Annotated in this window: 17 protein-coding genes; 6 read left to right on the forward strand and 11 right to left on the reverse strand. The window is 68.5% G+C overall.

All coding sequences use genetic code 11. The features are described 5' to 3' along the window. Positions 1 to 579 precede the first annotated feature (579 nt). Both ACIA77_RS39145 and ACIA77_RS39150 read left to right on the forward strand, forming a co-directional pair. On the forward strand, positions 580 to 1,224 hold the full coding sequence (locus tag ACIA77_RS39145; protein WP_395891180.1) for a TetR/AcrR family transcriptional regulator: 645 nt from the start codon (positions 580 to 582) through the stop codon (positions 1,222 to 1,224). A 49-nt stretch (positions 1,225 to 1,273) separates the two neighbouring features. Beyond that, positions 1,274 to 2,188: a DNA-3-methyladenine glycosylase family protein gene (locus ACIA77_RS39150; protein WP_395891181.1), complete on the forward strand. Its 915-nt coding sequence runs from the start codon at positions 1,274 to 1,276 to the stop codon at positions 2,186 to 2,188. A gap of 19 nt (positions 2,189 to 2,207) precedes the next feature. Here ACIA77_RS39150 and ACIA77_RS39155 read toward each other — a convergent pair whose 3' ends face one another. The 5 genes from ACIA77_RS39155 to ACIA77_RS39175 form a co-directional block, all read right to left on the reverse strand. Next, on the reverse strand, positions 2,208 to 3,665 hold the full coding sequence (locus ACIA77_RS39155; RefSeq protein ID WP_395891182.1) for an MFS transporter: 1,458 nt from the start codon (positions 3,663 to 3,665) through the stop codon (positions 2,208 to 2,210). 530 nt (positions 3,666 to 4,195) lie between these two features. Continuing rightward, positions 4,196 to 4,822, reverse strand: coding sequence for a TetR/AcrR family transcriptional regulator (locus ACIA77_RS39160; protein WP_395891183.1), 627 nt, complete (start codon positions 4,820 to 4,822; stop codon positions 4,196 to 4,198). Between the two features lie 80 nt (positions 4,823 to 4,902). Beyond that, on the reverse strand, positions 4,903 to 5,787 hold the full coding sequence (locus ACIA77_RS39165) for a hypothetical protein (RefSeq protein ID WP_395891184.1): 885 nt from the start codon (positions 5,785 to 5,787) through the stop codon (positions 4,903 to 4,905). Between the two features lie 212 nt (positions 5,788 to 5,999). After that, the gene (locus ACIA77_RS39170) at positions 6,000 to 6,380 is read right to left on the reverse strand and encodes a nuclear transport factor 2 family protein (RefSeq protein ID WP_395891185.1); all 381 of its coding nucleotides are present in this window, start codon (positions 6,378 to 6,380) and stop codon (positions 6,000 to 6,002) included. 110 nt (positions 6,381 to 6,490) lie between these two features. Next, on the reverse strand, positions 6,491 to 7,888 hold the full coding sequence (locus ACIA77_RS39175) for an FAD-binding oxidoreductase (protein WP_395891187.1): 1,398 nt from the start codon (positions 7,886 to 7,888) through the stop codon (positions 6,491 to 6,493). A gap of 313 nt (positions 7,889 to 8,201) precedes the next feature. On the opposite strand from ACIA77_RS39175, the gene ACIA77_RS39180 reads away from it, so the two are divergent. Both ACIA77_RS39180 and ACIA77_RS39185 read left to right on the forward strand, forming a co-directional pair. Then, positions 8,202 to 10,073 (forward strand): transketolase, encoded by a 1,872-nt coding sequence (locus ACIA77_RS39180; protein WP_395891188.1) that lies wholly within the window; start codon positions 8,202 to 8,204, stop codon positions 10,071 to 10,073. An 84-nt stretch (positions 10,074 to 10,157) separates the two neighbouring features. Further along, on the forward strand, positions 10,158 to 11,915 hold the full coding sequence (locus ACIA77_RS39185; protein WP_395891189.1) for a hypothetical protein: 1,758 nt from the start codon (positions 10,158 to 10,160) through the stop codon (positions 11,913 to 11,915). Positions 11,916 to 11,974: 59 nt separating this feature from the next. Here ACIA77_RS39185 and ACIA77_RS39190 read toward each other — a convergent pair whose 3' ends face one another. The 6 genes from ACIA77_RS39190 to ACIA77_RS39215 all read right to left on the reverse strand — a co-directional run bounded on the left by ACIA77_RS39190 (position 11,975) and on the right by ACIA77_RS39215 (position 17,581). Further along, the gene (locus tag ACIA77_RS39190) at positions 11,975 to 12,637 is read right to left on the reverse strand and encodes a DNA-3-methyladenine glycosylase family protein (protein WP_395891190.1); all 663 of its coding nucleotides are present in this window, start codon (positions 12,635 to 12,637) and stop codon (positions 11,975 to 11,977) included. 249 nt (positions 12,638 to 12,886) lie between these two features. Further along, positions 12,887 to 14,473 carry an NAD(P)/FAD-dependent oxidoreductase gene (locus ACIA77_RS39195; RefSeq protein WP_395891191.1) on the reverse strand — a complete coding sequence of 529 codons (1,587 nt, stop codon included), beginning with the start codon at positions 14,471 to 14,473 and terminating at the stop codon, positions 12,887 to 12,889. Between the two features lie 19 nt (positions 14,474 to 14,492). Beyond that, positions 14,493 to 14,690 (reverse strand): hypothetical protein, encoded by a 198-nt coding sequence (locus ACIA77_RS39200; RefSeq protein ID WP_395891192.1) that lies wholly within the window; start codon positions 14,688 to 14,690, stop codon positions 14,493 to 14,495. An 83-nt stretch (positions 14,691 to 14,773) separates the two neighbouring features. After that, positions 14,774 to 15,451: an alpha/beta fold hydrolase gene (locus ACIA77_RS39205; RefSeq protein ID WP_395891193.1), complete on the reverse strand. Its 678-nt coding sequence runs from the start codon at positions 15,449 to 15,451 to the stop codon at positions 14,774 to 14,776. Between the two features lie 108 nt (positions 15,452 to 15,559). Next, a complete protein-coding gene (locus ACIA77_RS39210; protein WP_395891224.1) occupies positions 15,560 to 15,961 on the reverse strand; it encodes a GNAT family N-acetyltransferase in 402 nt (133 codons plus the stop codon). A 12-nt stretch (positions 15,962 to 15,973) separates the two neighbouring features. Continuing rightward, on the reverse strand, positions 15,974 to 17,581 hold the full coding sequence (locus ACIA77_RS39215; protein WP_395891194.1) for a cytochrome bc complex cytochrome b subunit: 1,608 nt from the start codon (positions 17,579 to 17,581) through the stop codon (positions 15,974 to 15,976). Between the two features lie 133 nt (positions 17,582 to 17,714). Between ACIA77_RS39215 and ACIA77_RS39220 the strand changes: the two genes are divergently transcribed. Then, complete coding sequence (locus ACIA77_RS39220) at positions 17,715 to 18,686, forward strand: ornithine carbamoyltransferase (protein WP_395891195.1); 972 nt, start codon at positions 17,715 to 17,717, stop codon at positions 18,684 to 18,686. A gap of 87 nt (positions 18,687 to 18,773) precedes the next feature. Next, positions 18,774 to 19,412, forward strand: a complete 639-nt coding sequence (locus ACIA77_RS39225; protein WP_395891196.1) for an RNA polymerase sigma factor — start codon at positions 18,774 to 18,776, stop codon at positions 19,410 to 19,412. Positions 19,413 to 19,446 lie beyond the last annotated feature (34 nt).

Here is a 19,446-nt window from a genome sequence, read left to right on the forward strand (position 1 = left end):
GAATCAACCTCCGGGGTGGGAGTAGTCGTCGTCGAGCCCGAGCCGGGCTCCAAGGGGGCCAGAGTTCCGCCGCAGCCGTTGCCCGCGCCGGCCGCAGCCTGGCCGGTCGCGTCGGTTGCGCCGGGCCTGGTCGCCTGTCTCGGGGGGTGACTTCGTCGGCGCCGAGTTCCGGACCTGTTCGCCACTGGACACCGCTGATGGACTATACAGACCAACGTCTGCTACACAAACCCTCCCCGGGTGAGCCGAGTCGACCACGCTGGCCATAGGCGGCCCGGCGTCGCGCGCGACCACCAAGTCCGCAGCTCAGAGGCATAAGCCGACCGCGCCGCAGGCGATCCGACCTACCGGATTGCGCGAGTTTGAGGGGCACCTCTAGCTCGACCGTCGCAGCCACGATCGTTTGACAATTAATGGACGATATGGTCCAATCTTACGAGGAGGTGAACGTTCGCGAGGACCTCATCTCCCACCGACCGGCCTACCTGCTCGCAGCGGTGCCACAACTGAACCGGCCCAGTCTTCTTCCGGAGATCGAGGTCACCGCGGTTGCGACGCACCCGCAGCCAAGCTGCACGAGTGGACAACACGCCCGAGGGAGACACCGTGCCTGGAACCGGTGGCGTACGCCGCACGCCTCGCGGCCTCGAGACCCGTTCACGGATCGTTGATTCGGCAGCCGAGCTCTTCTACGTCAAGGGCGTGAACGCCACCACGCTCGATGACGTCCGGCTGGCCAGCGGCACCAGCAAGTCTCAGCTGTACAACCACTTCGAGGACAAGCTCGCACTGATCCACGCAGTGATCGAAGTGCAGTCGGAGATCGTCCTCGCCCGCGAGCAACAGCGCCTGCGCGGCGTGAAGACCCTCACCGGACTGCGCCGCTGGGGTCACGCCCTGGTCCAGGCGAACTCACAGCAGGACGGCTCCTACGGGTGCCCACTGGGCGTGATGTCGGTCGAGCTGTCCGACGGCGATGAGCAGTCCCGCCGAGCGCTCAACGCATCGTTCGAGGCCTGGCTCCGGATGCTCGTCGAAACGCTGACGCTGCTCCGCGTTCTCGGCGTGCTCGCCGAGGAAGCAGAGCCGCGCCGCTTCGGTATCGGGCTGCTGGCCGCGCTTCAGGGCGGTTACGTGCTGGCGCAGAACGCTCACAGCTCCGAGCCGATGGCCGTCGCGCTGGACATGGCCCTCGATCACATCGAATCCTTCGCTCGCGGCTGACTCATCGCCGGCTTGGTCGAGCAGACCGCACACCCCCGGAGAGGGGACGATGGACATGCCGCCGGACTGTTCCCTGCACTGGCAGCCCGGCTTTCCCGTTGACGCGAAGCTGACGCTCAAGAGCCTGCAGCGAGGCCGCCGCGATCCCACCCACCGGCAGGAAGCCGACGGGACCCTGTGGCGGACGGCGCTGACCTCGTCAGGGCCGGTCACCTACCGGATCCGGCAACAGCGCCTGGACGATCTGGCCGTCGACGCGTGGGGGCCAGGCGCCGGCGAACTCGTGGAGAACATCCGCACCGAACTCGGCGAACAGGACCGTCCCGAGGACTTCCGGCCGGCGCATCCGGTTCTGGAACGCGCTTGGAGCCGCCTGCCCGGCCTCCGCGTCCCGCGCACGGGACGGCTGTTCGAAGCCCTCGTCCCCGCGATCCTCGAGCAGCGGGTGGTCGGCCCGGACGCCCGAGCCGCCTGGGCTCGCCTCGTCGGCACGCACGGCGGCCCGGCGCCCGGTCCGGCGCCCGAGACGATGCGGGTCATGCCCACGCCCGAGGTGTGGGCGAAGATCCCGATCTGGGATTGGCGGCGGGCCGGGGTCGACCTGCAGCGTTCGAAGACCGTCATTTCCGCGGCGTGGCACGCGGCCAAGCTCGATCGCGCCGCCGCCGAGCCCGCGCGCGCCTACGCACTGATGTCCGCGATGTCCGGCGTCGGCGTGTGGACCGCCGCGCAGGTCGGGCACCGCGCGCTCGGCGACGCCGACGCGCTGCCGCTCGGAGACTTCCACCTGGGCCGGATGACCGGCCTCGCCCTGCTCGGCCGTCCACTGGCCGAGCAGGAGATCGAGGCGTTCTACCTGCCGTGGCGGCCGCACCGCTACCGGGTGGTCCGCATCCTCGAGCTCACCCCGCGCACGGCGCCGCGTCGCAGCCACCGCGCGCCCCGCGCCCAGCCGTTCCGCTGACGCGATGCCTTGCCTGCGGTTACGCGGTCGCGTCGCTGCGCGGATTGCGTGCGGCGAGGACGGTGAACAGGGTGGCGATGAAGGCGAGTCCGCCGTAGCCGAGGGCGATCTGCGGTAGCGAGAAGGAACCGGAAAGCTGGCCGGCGATGAGAGCGGGGATCGTGGCGCCGCAGTACGAGAGGATGTAGATCACGCTGAAGATCGGTGCCCGCTCGGCCAGCGCGCTGCCATACAGCAGGCCGCGGGTGGCGGAACTGATGGCGATGCCCTGGCTGGCGCCCGCGACGATGGTTGCGGTGATGAACAGCACCAGCGTGCCCGTGGCGATCGCTGTGATGATGCCGATCATGCCGGCCAGAAAACCGATCATGCCAAGGCGTTGGGCCGCTGCTGGGGTGAACCGCCCGCCGAGGGGAGCGCCGAGAACGCTGGGACCCATGTAGGCGGCGAACACGAGTCCGAGGACGAGCGGGCTGCGGGTGTGGAGTTGATCTTCGACCAGCGCGGGCACGAAGGCCTGGTAGAACGCCCCGGTCGCCCAGGTGGCCAGCAACACCGCTGCCGCGACGGGGAGCAGGTGCCGGTCCCGGGCCGGTACCCCGACCCGGGGGCGCAGTGATCGCCAAGCACCCGGCTTCGGGGTGACCGTTTCCGGGCTGACGACGATGAGGGCGATGGAAACGAGCAGCAGGCCGATCACGACCAGGTAGATGAGATCGCGTGGCCAGGGGCCGAACTGGACGAGGGCGCCGGAGGCGATCGCGCCGACGGCGAGGCCCAGCATGACCGTCTGGCTGGAGGCGACCGACGCCAGCCAGGCCGGCCTGGTGGGTGCGGCGTCGACGATGTAGGAGGTGAGGCTGCTGCTGGCCAGCCCGGCACCGAAGCCCATCAAGAGCCGACCGGCGATCAAGATGCCGATGTGGTGCACGTTCAGCAGCAGCACGCAGCCCAGGAGGAGCAGGCCGAGGCTGGCGATCGAAGTGGGCCGTCTCCCCAGGTGGTTGGACACCCGCCCCAGCACCAGCAGTGTGCTGAGGGTGGCGGCGGAGTAGGCGACGACGGTGATCGAGATGCCGGCGTTGGTGAACCCGTCCTCGGCCCGGTAGACGTTGAACAGCGGGATCGTCGAGCCCACCGCGGCGAATGACGCCACGAGAGCGACCACCGCGGACAGGAAGGCCAGTGAGAGCGTTCTGCCCCGCCGGGTCACGGTGGTCGCTGGTGACACGTTCTGCATCGAGCGATGCCCTTCTCTTGGTCTGATGTGCTGAACCACGCCGTCGTAGGCGGAACCGGCCGGCTCGACCGCGACCTCGCCGATATACGAGTGGGGATCGTCGACCTGGAGCGGGTCTCCGGTGGTGAAGACGCAGGTGACCAGCGCACCGGCCCGTTCGGCCGGGCTGGGATTCGCGGCGACAACGTGGAGTCGGGCTCGGACACAAGCGGTGGTCCACTGAGGCTTGTCGATCACTACTTGGACTATACAGTCCTGTGCGAAGCGGGCCGGGTGTGATGGAGGACGGAAGTCGCGCGAGGTCACGCAGACCGCAGCCACCGCACGAGCGACGTTCGGTGTGGATGCGCGTGGCGGGCAGGCGCGGTCGTGTTGTCGCCGGATGACCAGGAAAACACCCCGTCCACGATCAGTTTGCGAGCGGCCTCCCGCGAGTCACTGCAGCCGCACCCTTCGACTGATTGGACCATAGTGTCCATCAGAGTTACGATACAGTCGTGGAATGCCCGTAGGGTCAAGTGAGTCGCGATGGTTCGGCCCGCTCCACACCACGGCGGACGGCGGGTGCGCCGCATCGGGCAGCGGATCACCCGGAGAGGAGGGCAGTCCTTGCCGACACCGGGACAAGGCCGCTGTCCCGGCTGCTCACCGACGCTGTCAGCCCAGGAAACCACCACCACGACAACCCGGGCGAACAGTGGCAGCGCGGCGACGTCACCCGCAGCCTCGGCCGGCCGGGTCCACTCCGGTGTCCCGCTACCGGCGTTTCACACCTGAAAAGTACGGATGTAGTCGATGGCCATGTCGAGCGTGATGCGCATGGACCTGATGTCCTGCTCCGTCTGCGCCAGCAGATACCCGCCTTCGAGGGCCCCCATCAAGCCGATGGCAAGGCGCTCGGGATCGGCGTCACAGCGCAATTTGCCCTCGTCGCGCATCCGCCGCAGACCGTCCGCGATCAGGCCCAGCCAGGTTTCGAAGTGGCCGGCCAGTGCGGATCGCGCCCGCTCGTTCTGGTCGGAAAGCTCACACGCGAGCGAGCCGAGCTGGCAGCCGTACGCCCGGTTGTGCACGGTGTTCCGCTGGATGATCGCATCGCGCCAGCGCTCGAGCCCGCGGATCGAATTCAGCCGGCGCAGCTGCTCCTCCTGCGCGGTCAGCAGGTCCTCGGCCTGGTATTCGATGACGTCCTGGACCAGCGCGTCCTTGTCGGCATAGTGCCGGTAGAGCTGTGACTTGCTGGTACCGCTGGCCGCACGGACATCGTCGAGCGTAGTAGCGGCCACCCCTTTGATCGTCATCAGGTCCACCGCAGCCCGCACAATCCGGGCCCGAGTCGCTTCGCCACGCGCCGTCAGCCGGACAGGCTTCACTGTGCTCTCCGGTTCCACCACCGCGACAGATTATCGTACCTGCGCAGGCCGGAGCGCCGGCAATGGGACTCGACAGTCCGAGCGCAGGTCAAGCCTCTTTCTCATCTCTCCCATGGTGACGTAGCTGAAGACGGACTTTTCGGTCCACTCATGGATCCGCGACGCGGGTTGCCGGCCTCCTGGGCACGGTAGGCGTAGAGCCAGGACCGCGCTCCGTACACGGTCAGCTCGACGCCGCTGCCGTCTTGGTGCGGCTTCCCGAATCGCTCCCGCAGCTGCGGGTCGCAGTTGTGCGCGAACCGGCTCAGCCCGTCGGCCACGTCGTCGAGCTTGGTGTCTTCCAGGTCGGCCCACTCGCATCGGACCAGCCCCGGCGCCGCCGCGACAGCATCGGCGAAATTGACCAGGCCGGCCGGCGACGCCTCGACGCCTTGCGGTCCCTGGTGGTATCGGCTGCACGCGGCATCGATCGCCCGCACGGCGGCCACGGATTCAGCGGACCATTCGAGGTCGTCGGTGCCGGGCACTCGGAACAGGTTGTCGACCAGCTGCTGGGCCAGCGGCACCAGGGAAGCCACGAACGCGTCGCCTTGCTCGCGGGTCAGGTACACCCACGCCGGGGTCGGCGGGGCCGCGGTAGCCGGGAAATCGACGCGCGTCCAGGTGTCGATGAAGAACATCAGCAACTCCGGGATCGGCTCCGTGGCCGCGGCCACGGAGCTTTTCGGACTCTCGCCGGGGTACTGCGACGTCCAGACCGCACGGTCCTCACCTTTGCCCCGGATCGGCACGTGCATGCGCCAGTCGGCGCAGAAGAAGGACAGCTCCCCGGTCCGGACGTTGAGAAGAACCCGCTGGTAGTGCCCGACCCACAGGTCAGCCTGCGTGGGCAGGGGAGGCAGCACCGCACCCTCGGGAACCGGCAGGTGCACAACCCCGACCGCGTTGGTGTTGCGGGACACGGCAGGCCCAGGGGTGACGGGCATCGTGGACTTCCTCCCCCTCAACGGCTTGGGCGAGTGCCCTTGTCGTCCAACCGAACGTCCGACTTGAGCCGGCCGCCGCCGTCGCACGGCGGCTGGAGCTGGTGCACGGCACAGCGACCGCGCGCAAGCCGAGTTCGTGCGCGGGCTGCACACCGTGCCCCCGAATCCCGCGGCTGCGCGGCGATGTCGCGTGAGCCAGACCCTCACGGGGGTCAGGTGCCCGGAGCGATCGCGCACGCCGAGACACAAACCCAGGTGCCCTTTCGCTTCTGGTACGCGTCCGTGTACAGAGCTTCTTGCTCCGAGCCATCGGCGAGCACGGTGTACGTGCTGCGACCGTGGATCAGGGCGACATCGCTGAGGACGCGGATCTTGACGTCGTGCACGGCGAGATCCTTGAAGGGCCGCGGCTTGGCGATGTATTCGAGGAACTCCTCGCGATTGCGGGTGACACCCGGCGTCTGCACGACGAAATCTTCGGCGAGCAACTCTCTGAAGCGCACGGCATCGCTGGCCTGGTCGGCGTCGACGTAGTCGAGGTTGAGCTGTTCGAGGATCGCGAAATCCTCGCTCGGCTGCTCGGTGTCGCTCATCTTCTTGCTCCTTCACCACGCGGTTCAGTGGTCGTCGGTGTGCGCCGCGACCGGCGCCACCGTGCAAGGCGCTAGCGTCCGCCTGACGTGCCGTCTTACCGTCCCGCTCGCTATCGCGTTCGTGCCTGGAGCGCGGCGGGGATGTTGTGGTTGATCCGGAACGTGTTGGTCGGGTCGTAGGCCTTCTTGATCTCGACCAGGCGGGCGTAGCGCTCGGCGCCGAACGCCTTCTCCACCGCGGCCGGGCTGGTGGCTTCGTCCGGGGACAGGAAGTTGATCATCCGGCGCTCGTCCGACCAGGGCTCCAGCGCGTCGATCACCGCGGCGAGGCTGCTGCGCATGAGTTCGGCTTGATCGGGTCCGCCGACACCGAACCCGAACACGACGAACGGCACACCCCGCGTGGAGACGGCGTTGGCCACGGCCGGCTCCCGATCGAAGGCACCCGCGAGGTACCGGATCTCGACGTTGGCCAGCGGCGAGCCGGACTCAGGACCGAGTACCGCCACGAAGGCGTCGGCGGCCCCGGCGGGGAACTCCCGCAGGGAGGTCGTCCTGTCCCAGTACGGCATCGGGTCCTCGGGGTCGTTGTGAATACGCCGGGAAGCCGGGTAAGGCAGATCTGCCATCGCGTCGAGGACCGCCGGCGCGACGGCGCGCATCGGGGCGAGCAGGCGGTTGGCCTCCTGTTCGGACCCGAGGTGCGCGTAACGGAGGTGGACCACGTTCGCTCCCCTCAGGGGCGCCGGCAGTTCGGGCAGCGGGGGCAATCGCTGCACGGCGATCGAGGAGGTCGCCGCTTCCGGCAAACCGGTGACCCACGCCCGCCAAACGTGCAGGACCTCGGCCAGGTGCGCGCCCGCGAAGTACAGCGAGCCACCGTAGAAACGGCTGGCGGGGAAGAGTTCGAACTCCAGCGCGGTGACCACCCCGAAATTGCCCTTGCACCCGCGCAAGGCCCAGAACAGGTCGGGTTCGCTGTCGGCGGTCACCGTACGCAGCGCCCCGTCGGCCGTCACCACGTCGAGGGAGTGGACGTGATCGGCCGCGTAGCCCAGGCTCCGGCCGAGGATGGGGCTTTGCCCTCCGCCCAGCGTGTATCCGGCCACTCCGACGTCCGGCGCCGAACCGCTCAGCGGCGCCAGGCCGTGCCGGGCCGCCTCGTCGATGACCTCTTGCCAGATCACGCCGGCTTCCACCCGGGCCCTTCGGCGCGGTACGTCAATCGAGATGGCCTTCAGCTGTCGCGTGGTGACGAGCACGGCGCCGCGAGCAGAGGAGACCATCTGGTGACCGGAGTTCTTCACCGCGACGGGCAATCCGTGCGACGCGGCGAACCGCACCGCCGCCCGGACATCTTCCGCGCGTGCGGCACTGACGACAACCTCGGGTTCCAGGGTTGCCAGCAGGTTGTACTGCCGGCATTCGTCCGCGTAACCAGGCTGTCCCGGGACGAGGACCGTGCCGATGACCTCGCGACGAAGGGCAGCCAGATCTTGAGGCTGCACGGGCGAAAAGGCAGAATTCACAGGATTTTCGTACATGGTTCTTTCGATTCACTCACCTATCAGAAGGTAGTAGAACGCCGGAAATGAAAGTGTCCGCGACTGCCGCGGCACAATAAATCGGACAGGCGGGCGGAAGTCAATGCCTGATGCACGTTCGGCCACCGGGCGCGATCCGAAAATCGGGCCCGAGGATGCGAGCCGACGGCAGCAGAAAGATCCGAGCTTCCCGTGCGGCTAACCAAGAGGGATCTCGTTCGTCAGCCGACCACCGGCGCCCCGGCGATGAGTCGCCACACGGAAAAGGGAGACAATTGTGACCGACACCCGGCAACCCCTCACCGACGTCGGCCTGGACCAGGTCACCGAGCTGGCCGCGCAGCTGCGGGTCGACTCGATCCGATCCAGCACCAGCGCCGGTTCCGGCCATCCCACTTCCAGCATGTCGGCGGCGGACCTGCTCGCGGTGCTCGTGACGCGGCACCTGCGCTACGACTGGGATCAACCGCGGGCCGACACCAACGACCACCTGATTTTCTCGAAGGGCCACGCCTCCCCGCTGCTGTACGCGGTCTACAAGGCGGTCGGCGTCATCTCCGACGACGAACTGGTGTCCGGCTATCGGCGCTTCGGTTCTCGGCTGCAGGGCCACCCCACGCCGGTACTGCCGTGGGTGGACGTCGCCACCGGCTCACTCGGGCAGGGACTGCCCGACGGCGTCGGCGTGGCGCTGGCCGGCAAGTACCTGGATGAGCTGCCCTATCGCGTGTGGGTGTTGTGCGGCGACAGCGAGCTGGCCGAAGGGTCGGTCTGGGAGGCGCTGGACAAGGCGAGCCACTACCGGCTCGGCAACCTCGTGGCGGTGATCGACGTCAACCGGCTCGGCCAGCGCGGGCCCACGGAACTCGAGTGGGATCTCGACGCCTACGCCCGCCGCGCCGAGGCGTTCGGCGCGGCGGTGATCACAGTGGACGGTCACGACGTGCAGGCGATCGACCGCGCGTTCCGCGCCGCCGGGGCCGGCGGCGACCAGCCGACGGTGATCCTCGCCAAGACCATCAAGGGCAAAGGCTTTTCCGAAATCGAGGACCACGAGGGCTGGCACGGCAAGGCCCTGCCACCGGACCTGGCCGAACGCGCGCTCGCCGAACTGGGCGGCGAGCGAGATCTGCTGGTCCGTGGGCCGGTGCCCGCCTCCGGCAGCTCCCCCGCGATGCGGCCGGTGAGCGCGCAGAAGCCGACCTACCAGCTGGGCGAGAAGGTGGCCACCCGCAAGGCGTACGGCGAGGCACTCAAGTGGCTGGGCGCCACCCGCCCGCGGGTCGTCGCCATGGACGGCGAGGTCAGCAACTCCACGCACGCCGCCGAGTTCGCGCACGCCTACCCGGACCGCTACTTCGAGATGTACATCGCCGAGCAGCAGCTCGTCGCCTCGGCGGTCGGGCTGAGCGTGCGTCACTACGTGCCGTTCGCGTCCACGTTCGCCGCGTTCTTCACCAGGGCGTACGACTTCATCCGGATGGCGGCGATCTCCGCGGCGAACATCCGGCTGGTCGGCTCGCACGCCGGCGTCGAGATCGGTGCGGACGGCCCCTCGCAGATGGCGCTCGAGGACCTCGCGATGATGCGCGCCGTGCAGGGCTCGACGGTGCTGTATCCCTGCGACGGGCCCAGCACCGTGGCGCTGATCGAGGAGATGGCCGGCCGGTCCGGTGTCTCCTACCTGCGCACCACGCGCGGTGGTTACCCGACGCTGTACTCCGAGGACGACGAGTTCCCGATCGGCGGCGCCAAGGTACTGCGCTCCGATGAGGACGACGCCGTGACGCTGATCGGCGCCGGCGTGACGCTGCACGAATGCCTGGCCGCCGCCGACGAGCTGGCGCGCGCGGGCATCGCCGCGCGCGTGATCGACCTCTATTCGATCAAGCCAGTGGACACCGAGACCCTGCTTGCCGCGGCCGACGCCACCCAAGGACGGATCGTGGTCTCCGAGGATCACCACCCCGAGGGCGGTCTCGGATCCGCCGTGGCCGACGCGCTGCTGGCGGCCGGACTCTCACCGCTGCGGATGAAGCACCTGGCCGTGCGGGAACTGCCCGGCTCGGGCACAGCCCCCGAATTGCTCGACGCGGCCGGGATCTCGGCGTCGCACATCGCCGCCGCGGCACGCGCTCTGCTGGCCTGAGCACCGGCCGGGAAGATGATGTCGCACTCACCCGGTGGAACCGCTTCAGCACCGTCTCGGGACCATCCGCACACTCTGGCTCAGTTGGCGCGCCGCACCGGAATCTCGGAAGGCCGCGCCCGCGCGCTCTACGACACCGACCCGTCCGGGCTGCCCCACCCGGATCGGGTCGACGCCGAGGGCAAGCCGTTGTGGTTGGGCGCGACCATCGACGCCTGGTCCGCGCGCACCGGCAGCACCGTCCCCGACGATTCGCTGTGGGTGATCGCCGCGCCGGCCGCGACCGAGCCCGCCGTCGAGCTGATGCGCCGCGTCGTCACCGTCAACACTCCCGGGCGGGACCGGCGCACGATGTTCGCGATCGTGTGGGACACCGACCACGGTCACGTGATCTACCTGCAACCCCTCGGCGACACGGACGAACACCACAAGGACTGGCTGGCCGTGGGTGCCGCCGAGCTGATCGAGCCGCGCTGGTGGTCCACCGCCGCGGTGATCATGCCGGTGGAAGAAACCCTGGCCCTGACCACCGAGTTCTCACCGACGGCGTACGTCTACCGGATCACGTCTCGGACCGGCCCGATCGACGAGCCCCCGTCCGTGCTCCGCCTCTGCCCGAACCCGCCGCCGGGCGCCGCCGTCGAGTGGCAGACCCACCTCGACCTGGCCGACGTAGCCAAGGTGATCGGCCGGCCGATCCCGTTCTGGATCGACGGCACCCAGACCGTCGAGAACGCCGGGCGCAGTCTCGCCCACGCCGACACGTTCACCGTCCCCGACACCGTCACCGGATGGCCCGCCACGCAGGCCCGTCTCGAGCGCGCGATCACCGCCAAGGTCGCCGAACAGCACCCGGCCGCTTTCGCCGCGCTGGCCGTCGACGCGGCCGAGCGCCTGCGCGCCGTGCGCACCGCCCACGAGAACACTCCGAGCGCCGGGGCGGGCTGGTACCTCGTAGCCCGCCCCGCCCAGCCGGCTCCATCGGTCAAGCTCGAGCAGGTGCTGGCCAAGGCCACCCCGGTCACCGATCCGGACATCGTCGCCGGCGAGCTGACCGAGCTGCGCACGCTCGAAGGCGACCTCGACGTCGAGGACCCGCTCGGCGAGGTCTACGAGGAAGCCACCCAGTTCCTGGCCCGCCGGCTGCGCCTCGCGGAGAGAGGGAACCCGGGGAAGTACACCGAGGTGGCCGAGAGCGGCGCGGCGATCTACAGCGCACCGTGGGACGGGCCGGTCGTCGACGCCTGGCGCGCCAACCTGACGTCCGTCGACCTCGACCACGCTCGCCGGCTGCGCGGGGTGCGGCGCCTGCTCGCTGACGGCTTCGACGAGGTCGCACTGGAGGCCTACCGCGACGTCGACGGCCGCTACCTCGTCACCGTCCGGCTCACCGACGGCGAAATCTGGTTCCGGGCCGAGTGGCCCACCGCGCTCGACGTCGTCGACGGCTGGACCGACGAGACGATCCTCGCCGGTGACGAACCCGGCTCCTCGACCGTGCTGCTCGCCCTCACCCCCACGCTCCAGGGCCCGCTGCGCACCGACCCGGTCCCGATGCAGCCTCGCAACGGGACCGAAGGCTTCAGCTACGGCGGCGGTTGTGGCTACGGGTACGGCGGCCCCGCCGGCACCTACCTCGCTCTGCTGCGCTGCGCACTCGGCATCACTGCGGATGAAGCCGGCCGGATCGCCCGCGCAAACCACGCTGCGCGCCGCTCGGACGTCGGATCGGCAAGCCGGCTGTGGGAGGCGATCTCCACTACGCAGGGCCCGCTGCGCCTGTCCTGGCCCTGGGTGAAACTGCGTGCGCGCGACGATCGTGAAGCTGCAGCCACCGCGTAGGGGCCAAGTTCGGTGCCTGCGCTTTTACGCTTCGGCCACGCTAATCGATGCGCGTCATTTCACCCAGCGGCGCGAGAAGGGAGCTCCCACAGGTAGCCCCACAGGTACGACGTCGCATACGACCGGTAGGGCCGCCACAGCTCGCTTCGCTGCTCGGCAACCTTCGGGGTGATCCTCGTGTCCAGTCGCTCGAGCGCTGTGAGCGCCGCGCGCACGGCGAGGTCGCCGGCCGGGAAGATGTCCGGTCGGTGCAGGTACCGCATCATGAACATCTGCGCCGACGACGGGCCGATACCCGGCACCGCCACGAGCGCGGTGTGGATTTCGGCGTCCGACATGACCGCGAGCGTGTCCGGGTCCAGCAGGCCGTCATCGGCGAGTTCGGCTACTCCACGGATTGTCCTGGCTTTCGGGTTCGACAAACCGGAGCCGTGGATGGTCCGTTCGTCGGCCGCGATGACGCGCTCGGCGGTGATGGAGCCGCCCAGTTGCGCGACGAGCCGGTGGTAGATCGCGGTGGCCGCCGCTCTGCTGAGCTGCCGCGAGACGACGGTGAAGGTCAACCATTCGAGCGGACCGTGGACCTCGACGGGGAGGTGCGTCTCGTAGGCATCGATCGGACCCGTCGACTGCACCCACCGGGCGAGTGAGTCGTCGAGCGAGCCCAAGTACTTGGACGCGGCGCGCTGTTCCTTGGTGGCGCGCTTACCCGTGCGAGTCATGGTCACCGCACCAGCGTGGCAAACGTGGCCCAGATAGTCCAGACGGAGACAGTGGCGACACAGGGCGTCCGCAAGGTCGACATACACAACGGGCGTTAAATCCGAGCCTGTTGGCCGCCTCAGTGGACTAGATAGTTCGTTTTGCCGTCTGACCGAACTAATCGCACGCGGTCGGCGAACGCACGGTGCGGAAGATCCGAAGACTCGCGCACTTGCCCGTGCGCGAGTCCTTTTCGGGATGCCAACGGCTCAAGGCAGCGGTGTTCGGTCATGAGAGCCCGGTTCAGCCGGCACCGCGGGTTCACCGCCGTCGACGAAAGCGTCGCGAGGGTGCTGCACTGACGCCAGCGACAGGATGTCCCGGCCGAACAACCCGGCGGTCAGCCAGATCACGAGCACGCGGACCTTGCGTTCCCAGCTGGGCACGGCCAGCACGTGGTAGCCGCGGTGCATCAGCCAAGCGAGCGGCCCTTTGATCACGAGCCGCCGGTACTGGAAGATGCCGTGGCCGATGCCGAGCTCGGCGATCGAACCCAAGCTGTGGTGCCGGTAGTTCTTCGGCTTTCTGCCGTGCAGGGTCGCGACGATGTTGCGGGCGAGCAGCTTGCCCTGGCGGACGGCGTGCTGGGCGTTGGGCACCGTGCGGGTGCCGGGGACCGGCGAGGTGAGGTCCTCGATCGCGGCGTCGTCCCCGGCAGCCCACGCGTCGGGCACCGGTTCGGCATCGGTGCCGACGCGCAGGTCGGGCCGGGCGACGAGGAACCCACGCTCGTCCACCGGGAGGTCGGTGTGCTTGTCCACAACCGGGTTCGCCGCGTTGCCCGCCGTCCACACGATGAGCTCCGCATCGAACTCCTCGCCCGTGGAAAGCACTACGTGCCCACCGGTCATCGACTTGACCTGCGTGTCCAGGTGCACCTGTCCGCCGCGCCGCTGAAGGAAACGCACGACCCAGCGGCCGGGCGCCTCGGTGACCTCAGGCAGGATCCGGCCTGACGCCTCGATGAGGTGGAACCGGAGCTCTTCGCGACGCAGTTCGGGATAGCGCTTCAGCAACGCGGTCGCCAGCGACAGCAGCTCGGCGAAGCCCTCGACACCGGAGAACCCACCGCCGACGAAAGCGACGGTGAGCAGCTTCTGCCGTTGTGGGCCCGGCGGCAGCATGGCCGCCCGGTCGAACGACGTCAGCAGCCGGTCGCGGATCGCGACCGCCTCCTCCACGTGCTTGAGACCGATCGCCTGCTCGGCGATACCGGGCACCGGGAACTTGCGGGTGACCGCACCGGCGGTGACGACGACGAGGTCGTAGCCCAGTTCGAACGCGTCACCGCCGGCGGGCCGGACCGTGACCGAACGGCGTTCGTGGTCGATCGCGCTGACCATCCCGGTGATGATGCGCGTGCGGTGAAGGTGGCGGCGCAGCGACACCGCGGCGTGCCGGGCCTCGATCGACCCGGCCACCACCTCGGGCAAGAACGGCTGGTAGGTCATGTACGGCCGCGGATCCACCACCGTCACTTCGGCCTCGCCCCGACGCAGCTTCTTTTCGAGTTTCCACGCTGTGTAAAACCCTGCGTAGCCGCCGCCGACGATCAAGATCTTCCGCATGATGCCCTCTGTTTCTCGGGTGCCGTGACCGGGGAGGTGAAGCCGGACGGCGTCGTCGACGACAGCTTCCATCGGCGCACACTCGCGTTGCCGATACTCTGCGCCGCGCCGGCACCAGGTTCTTACGCTGGGTCTCGGATCCGCCCCGGTCAAAGGTTGTGCCCGCCCGAGCCGCCCTAGCCGATCGGCGTCCGCGCGAAACAGAGACGCGAGCTCAGCAGTGATCATCCGCGAACGCCGGCGAAGTTCAGGTCCGTGCGGTCGCCGGCCCGTTCCGGCTGGTGTCCAGCAATTCCAGCCACGCGCGGATGAACTTCTCGAACCCCTCATCTTCAAAGGCCCGGTACACGTCGGCTGGGTCGACACCCACCGCTTCGGACACGTGCTGGTCGGTGACCTCACCGACACCGCTGATCGCGACCGCGCCTGAGAACATGTCGGTCATCGGTGTGCTCCCTTGGGTACGAGAGTGGATGCCCGCTGGTTCCAGGGATCAGCGACTGCGGCTGCCGAGGCCGCTCGCGGCGGTCAGCCGACTTTCAGCAGTTCGATGGTGACGTCCAGCGGGCGGGACAGCGGTGCCAGGTGTGCGGCGTCGATGCGGGTGACCGTGTCGGCAGCGGTCGACATGCGTTCCTGGTCGGCCACGAAGATCGTCTGGTCGCGTTCGCACATCACGTAGGTCGTCGGGTGTGTGCGCGGCGGTGCGGAGCTGGGGCAGGCGAAACTCGCGATCGACTGGCTGCGCCGGTTCCGGTGGAACTCGGCGAAGCCGTCCTCGAGATCGGCGCCCAGGACCGCCTGGGCGATCGCCAGGTCGTCGGTGATCCGCAGTGCACCGTCGTCGGCCACCAGCCATTCCCGCGGGTGCGGCGATTGGAGGTCGAGCAGGGTCTCGCCCACTTTCGGCCAGAACGCGGTGAGGTAGACGCTGTGCCGGATCCGCGGGTGGTCGGCGACCTCGGTGATCACCATGCCACCGTAGGAGTGCCCGACCAGCACCACGTCCTCGGTGGCGGAGTCCAGAATGGACCGGAGGTGGCCCGCGTCGGCGTAGAGGTCACCCAGCGCGCCGGGTTCATCGCCGACGCTGGGCAGCCGGTCGACCACAGCGGCGTCGTGGCCGGCGAGGCGCAGCTCGGCCGCGACGTGCCGCCACACCGAGCCGTCGCACCAAGCCGCGGGCACGAGCAGGTAATTCGCCACCGGATTCTCCTTTGAATCGCTACCAGGCCGCGGTGCTCTGTCAGAGCGTGGCGGCGCCGCGACCCCTTCTCCCCTGCTTCGGCCTCTGCTCAAGGTCCGTACGGACCATCAATGGGCGCGCTCCCGCGGCGCGCGATCAGGCACCACCGCCCGACCCGGGAACCGAGCGTCGACCAGCTCCTTGTACTCCGGATGATCAGCGATGTAATCCGCCACAAACGTGCAGTAATTCGTGAGCTTCAGCTCCCGCGCCCGCAGATCATCCAACGCGTGCTTCACAAGCCGCGTCGCCACGCCACGCCCACGGAACTCAGGGTCGACAATGGTATGGCTGAGTGTCACCCGCCGACCACCACCCGGCACGTGGTACACGATCTTCCCGACAACCTGCCCGTCGATCACAGCATCGTAGGACCCACCGTCACCGTTGCGCTGCACATCCATCTCGGAATCCACTTCATCCCTCCTGATACTTCTGGACCAACGTCGTCTTCGTTTCCGGTCACATATTCGTGCCGGCTGTCACTTCGTTTCCGTCCGTTCCGCGGCCCGCTCCAGTGCGGCGGTTTCTTCCGGCGGGTCCGGCGTCCAGATCGAGCCCGGCACGGCCCGTCCGGCGGCGCCGAGCTTGTTCATCTTCTTCGGCACGGGCGCGCCCTGGTATTCCAGCGGGATCGCGTGGCCGTGGCTGTCGACACCGCCCAGCGGCTGGTGGACCTCGATGAACTCACCGTGCGGCAGGCGCTTGATGATGCCCGTCTCGACACCGTGCTCCAGCACCTCGCGATCGGCCCGCTGCAGGCCCAGGCAGATCCGGTACGTCACGTAGTAAGCGATCGGCGGCACGATCAGCACACCGATACGGCCGGCCCACGTGGTGGCGTTCAGGGAAATGTTGAACTGGTCGGCGATGATGTCGTTGAAGCCCGCCAGCTCGATGACGAGGAAGAATCCGATGGCCATCATGCCCAGCGACGTGCGGACCGGTGCGTCGCGCGGCCGTTGCAGCAGGTTGTGGTGCTGTCCCGTGTCCTTCGACAGCTTCAGCTCGATCCACGGGTAGAGGATCAGCGTGCCGAACAGCAGTGACATGCCGATCGCTCCGGAGAAGAACACCGCCGGGATCGTGTAGTCGCCGAGGTAGACCTCCCACGCGGGCCAGATGCGCAGCAAGCCGTCGGCCCAGGCCATGTACCAGTCCGGTTGGGAGCCGGCCGACACCATGGACGGGTTGTACGGGCCGAAGTTCCACACGGGGTTGATCTGGAACAACCCGGCCATGAGCGCGGTCACGCCGGTGACGAGCACGGCGAGCGACCCGCCGTGGAGCGCGAACTCGGGCACGATCCGGATGCCGACGACGTTGTCTTCTTTCGCTCGCACGCCCGGGAACTGGGTGTGCTTCTGAAACCACACCAGCACCAGGTGCACGCCGATCAGGGCGAAGAGGATCCCCGGCAGCAGGAGGATGTGCAGCGTGTACAGCCGCGGGATGATCTGGTCACCCGGGAACTCGCCGCCGAACAGCGCCCAGTGGAGCCAGGTGCCGATGACCGGCACGGAGAGCACGATGCCCGACAGGGTCGCGCGGATCCCGGTGCCCGACAGCAGGTCGTCCGGCAGTGAGTAGCCGAAGAAGCCCTCGAACATGCTGATCAACAGCAGGACCACACCGATCACCCAGTTCGCCTCACGCGGCCGGCGGAACGCGCCGGTGAAGAAGATCCGGAAGGTGTGCAGGAGGGTCGCGGCGATGAAGATCAGCGCTCCCCAGTGGTGCAGCTGGCGCACGAACAGGCCACCACGCACGTCGAACGAGATGTCCAGCGTCGTCTGGAACGCTCGCGACATCTCGACGCCCTGCAGGTTCGTGAAGCTGCCGTGGTAGGTGACTTCCTGCATCGACGGGTCGAAGAACAACGTCAGGTACACACCCGATGCGATCACGACGAGGAAGCTGTACAGCGAGACCTCACCGATCAGGTACGACCAATGGGTGGGGAACACCTTGTTCATCTGGTGCCGCAGGCCCTTGGCGAGCTTGTAACGCTGATCCGCGTTGTCCGCGGCCCGCCCGAGGCGCTGCTGGAGCGCGTTCGCGCCCTTTGTCGGCGTGCTCAGTGAGCTCATACCGAGTTGGTGGCACGTGACCACCCCGGTCTTACCCCTCGACCGCCTCGGACATCCCGATTTCGATGTGAACTACATGGTCCAGTTATAGTCCCTCGACGTCGGGCCCACACCGACTGGCACGGGAGGCAATGTGACCACTGGGACGGCGAGGGTTCCCGATCCCGTCCGGCGGCCGCTTCTGTCGCTCGCCACGCTCACGCCGGACGAGTTGGCGGCCGTTGTGACCGCCGCCCACCACTACGGCACCGATCCCGACCGGTGGACGGACCGGCTGGCCGGAGCGCGGGTGGCGTTCATCTTCACCGCGCCGGCCCCGAGCGCCCGCTCGTCGTTCTGGAGCGCCGCGACCCGGCTCGGGTGCCACACCATGCACTTCGGCGCGTCCGGTCTGCAGGCCGCCGCGCGGGAGACGTGGGTGGACACCGGGATGCGGCTGGCTCCCTACGTCGACGCCGCCGTGGTGCGGACGAACGGCCCGCAGACCGAACTCGAAGCCCTCGCGAGCGAACTGCCCGCGACCATCAACGCGGCGACCCACCGGGAACATCCGACCAAGGCGATCGCGGACGCCTGCGCGCTGCTGGATCACTTCGGGCGGACGACGGCGCTGCGCCTCGCCTACCTCGGCGAGGCCGGCAACACCGCCCGCTCGCTGGCTCACCTGGTGACCGGCACGCCGGAGATGCGCCTCGACGTCTACTGCCCCAAGGGGTACGGCTTCCCCCCGGAGGAGCTGGAGGCGCTGAACGGGCGCCGCACCGACGGCGACCCGATCCGGCAGTTCGATGAATTGCCCCGGCGGCCCGATCCGGTGGACGCGGTCTACGCGGCCCGGTGGCAGTCGAGGGGGTTGCCCCACGACGACCCCGGCCGGGAGGAACACTTCGCCCCGTTCCACGTCAACCGGGAAACGATGGCGAGCTTCTCCGGCGACACCGCCGCGGTGTTGCTCCACGACTTGCCCGCCGTGCCCGGTGGGCAAGTCGAGTCCGACGTGCTCCGCGGACCGTTGTCCCTTGCCGACCGGCAGGCCTACCACGAGGCGTCGGCTGCGGCTGCCGCCTTGCAGTGGGTGCTCCCCGCACCGGCGCCGGTCGGCTGAGCACCGTTCGCGGAGCCGGCGGAAATGCCGGGTTGAGCCTCGCCAACTTGGACTATAAAGTCCACATTGTGATGCTCTTGCGTAGCGGTGTTTGAGCACGAAGCCGTCGTCGGCCGGCCACGCGCCGAGGCGGCCAGGATGACCGAAGGGGGACCTGCCGAAGAGCGGTTCGAGGACGAAGAGTGGCTGCGACTGCTGAGAAGTGACGGAGCCGCCGGCGAAGCCGCCCGGCGGATGCTGTTCGAATTGCTGCTGCGCTTCGGGCGTGTGCAACTGGGTCATCGCCGGGGAACCGGTGGACTCGTCGGCGTCGAGTTGGTCGACGTGGTCGACCAGGCCGTCGCGGACGCGTTTCTGTTCGTCCTCAACGGTCTCGGGTCGTTCAGAGGTGAAGCCAGATTCACGACCTGGGCTTACACGATCGTCCGGCGCACCGTGTCACGCAGCGTGGAACGCCATCCCTGGAACCGCGGATTCATCGAACTGGTCGGTGAGGTTCCGGAAACCGCGCAGCCTGACACGGACACCTTCCCGGGTGTGACGGACGCGGTCCGGCGGGTGGTCGAGACCGGCTTGACTTCTCGTCAACGGCGCGCGTTCATCGGGACGGTGGTGGAAGGGCGCACTGTCGAGGAGCTGGCCGAAGAGCTCGGCTCGAACCGGAACGCGGTCTACAAGCTCCTCTTCGACACCCGGTCCAAGATCCGGGCCGCGCTGGATGAGTGACCCAAGGGCCAGTGCGCCTCAGCTTGAGCGCCCT

Origin of the sequence: Amycolatopsis sp. NPDC051903 (assembly GCF_044452505.1) — a bacterium.
Lineage (GTDB): Bacteria > Actinomycetota > Actinomycetes > Mycobacteriales > Pseudonocardiaceae > Amycolatopsis.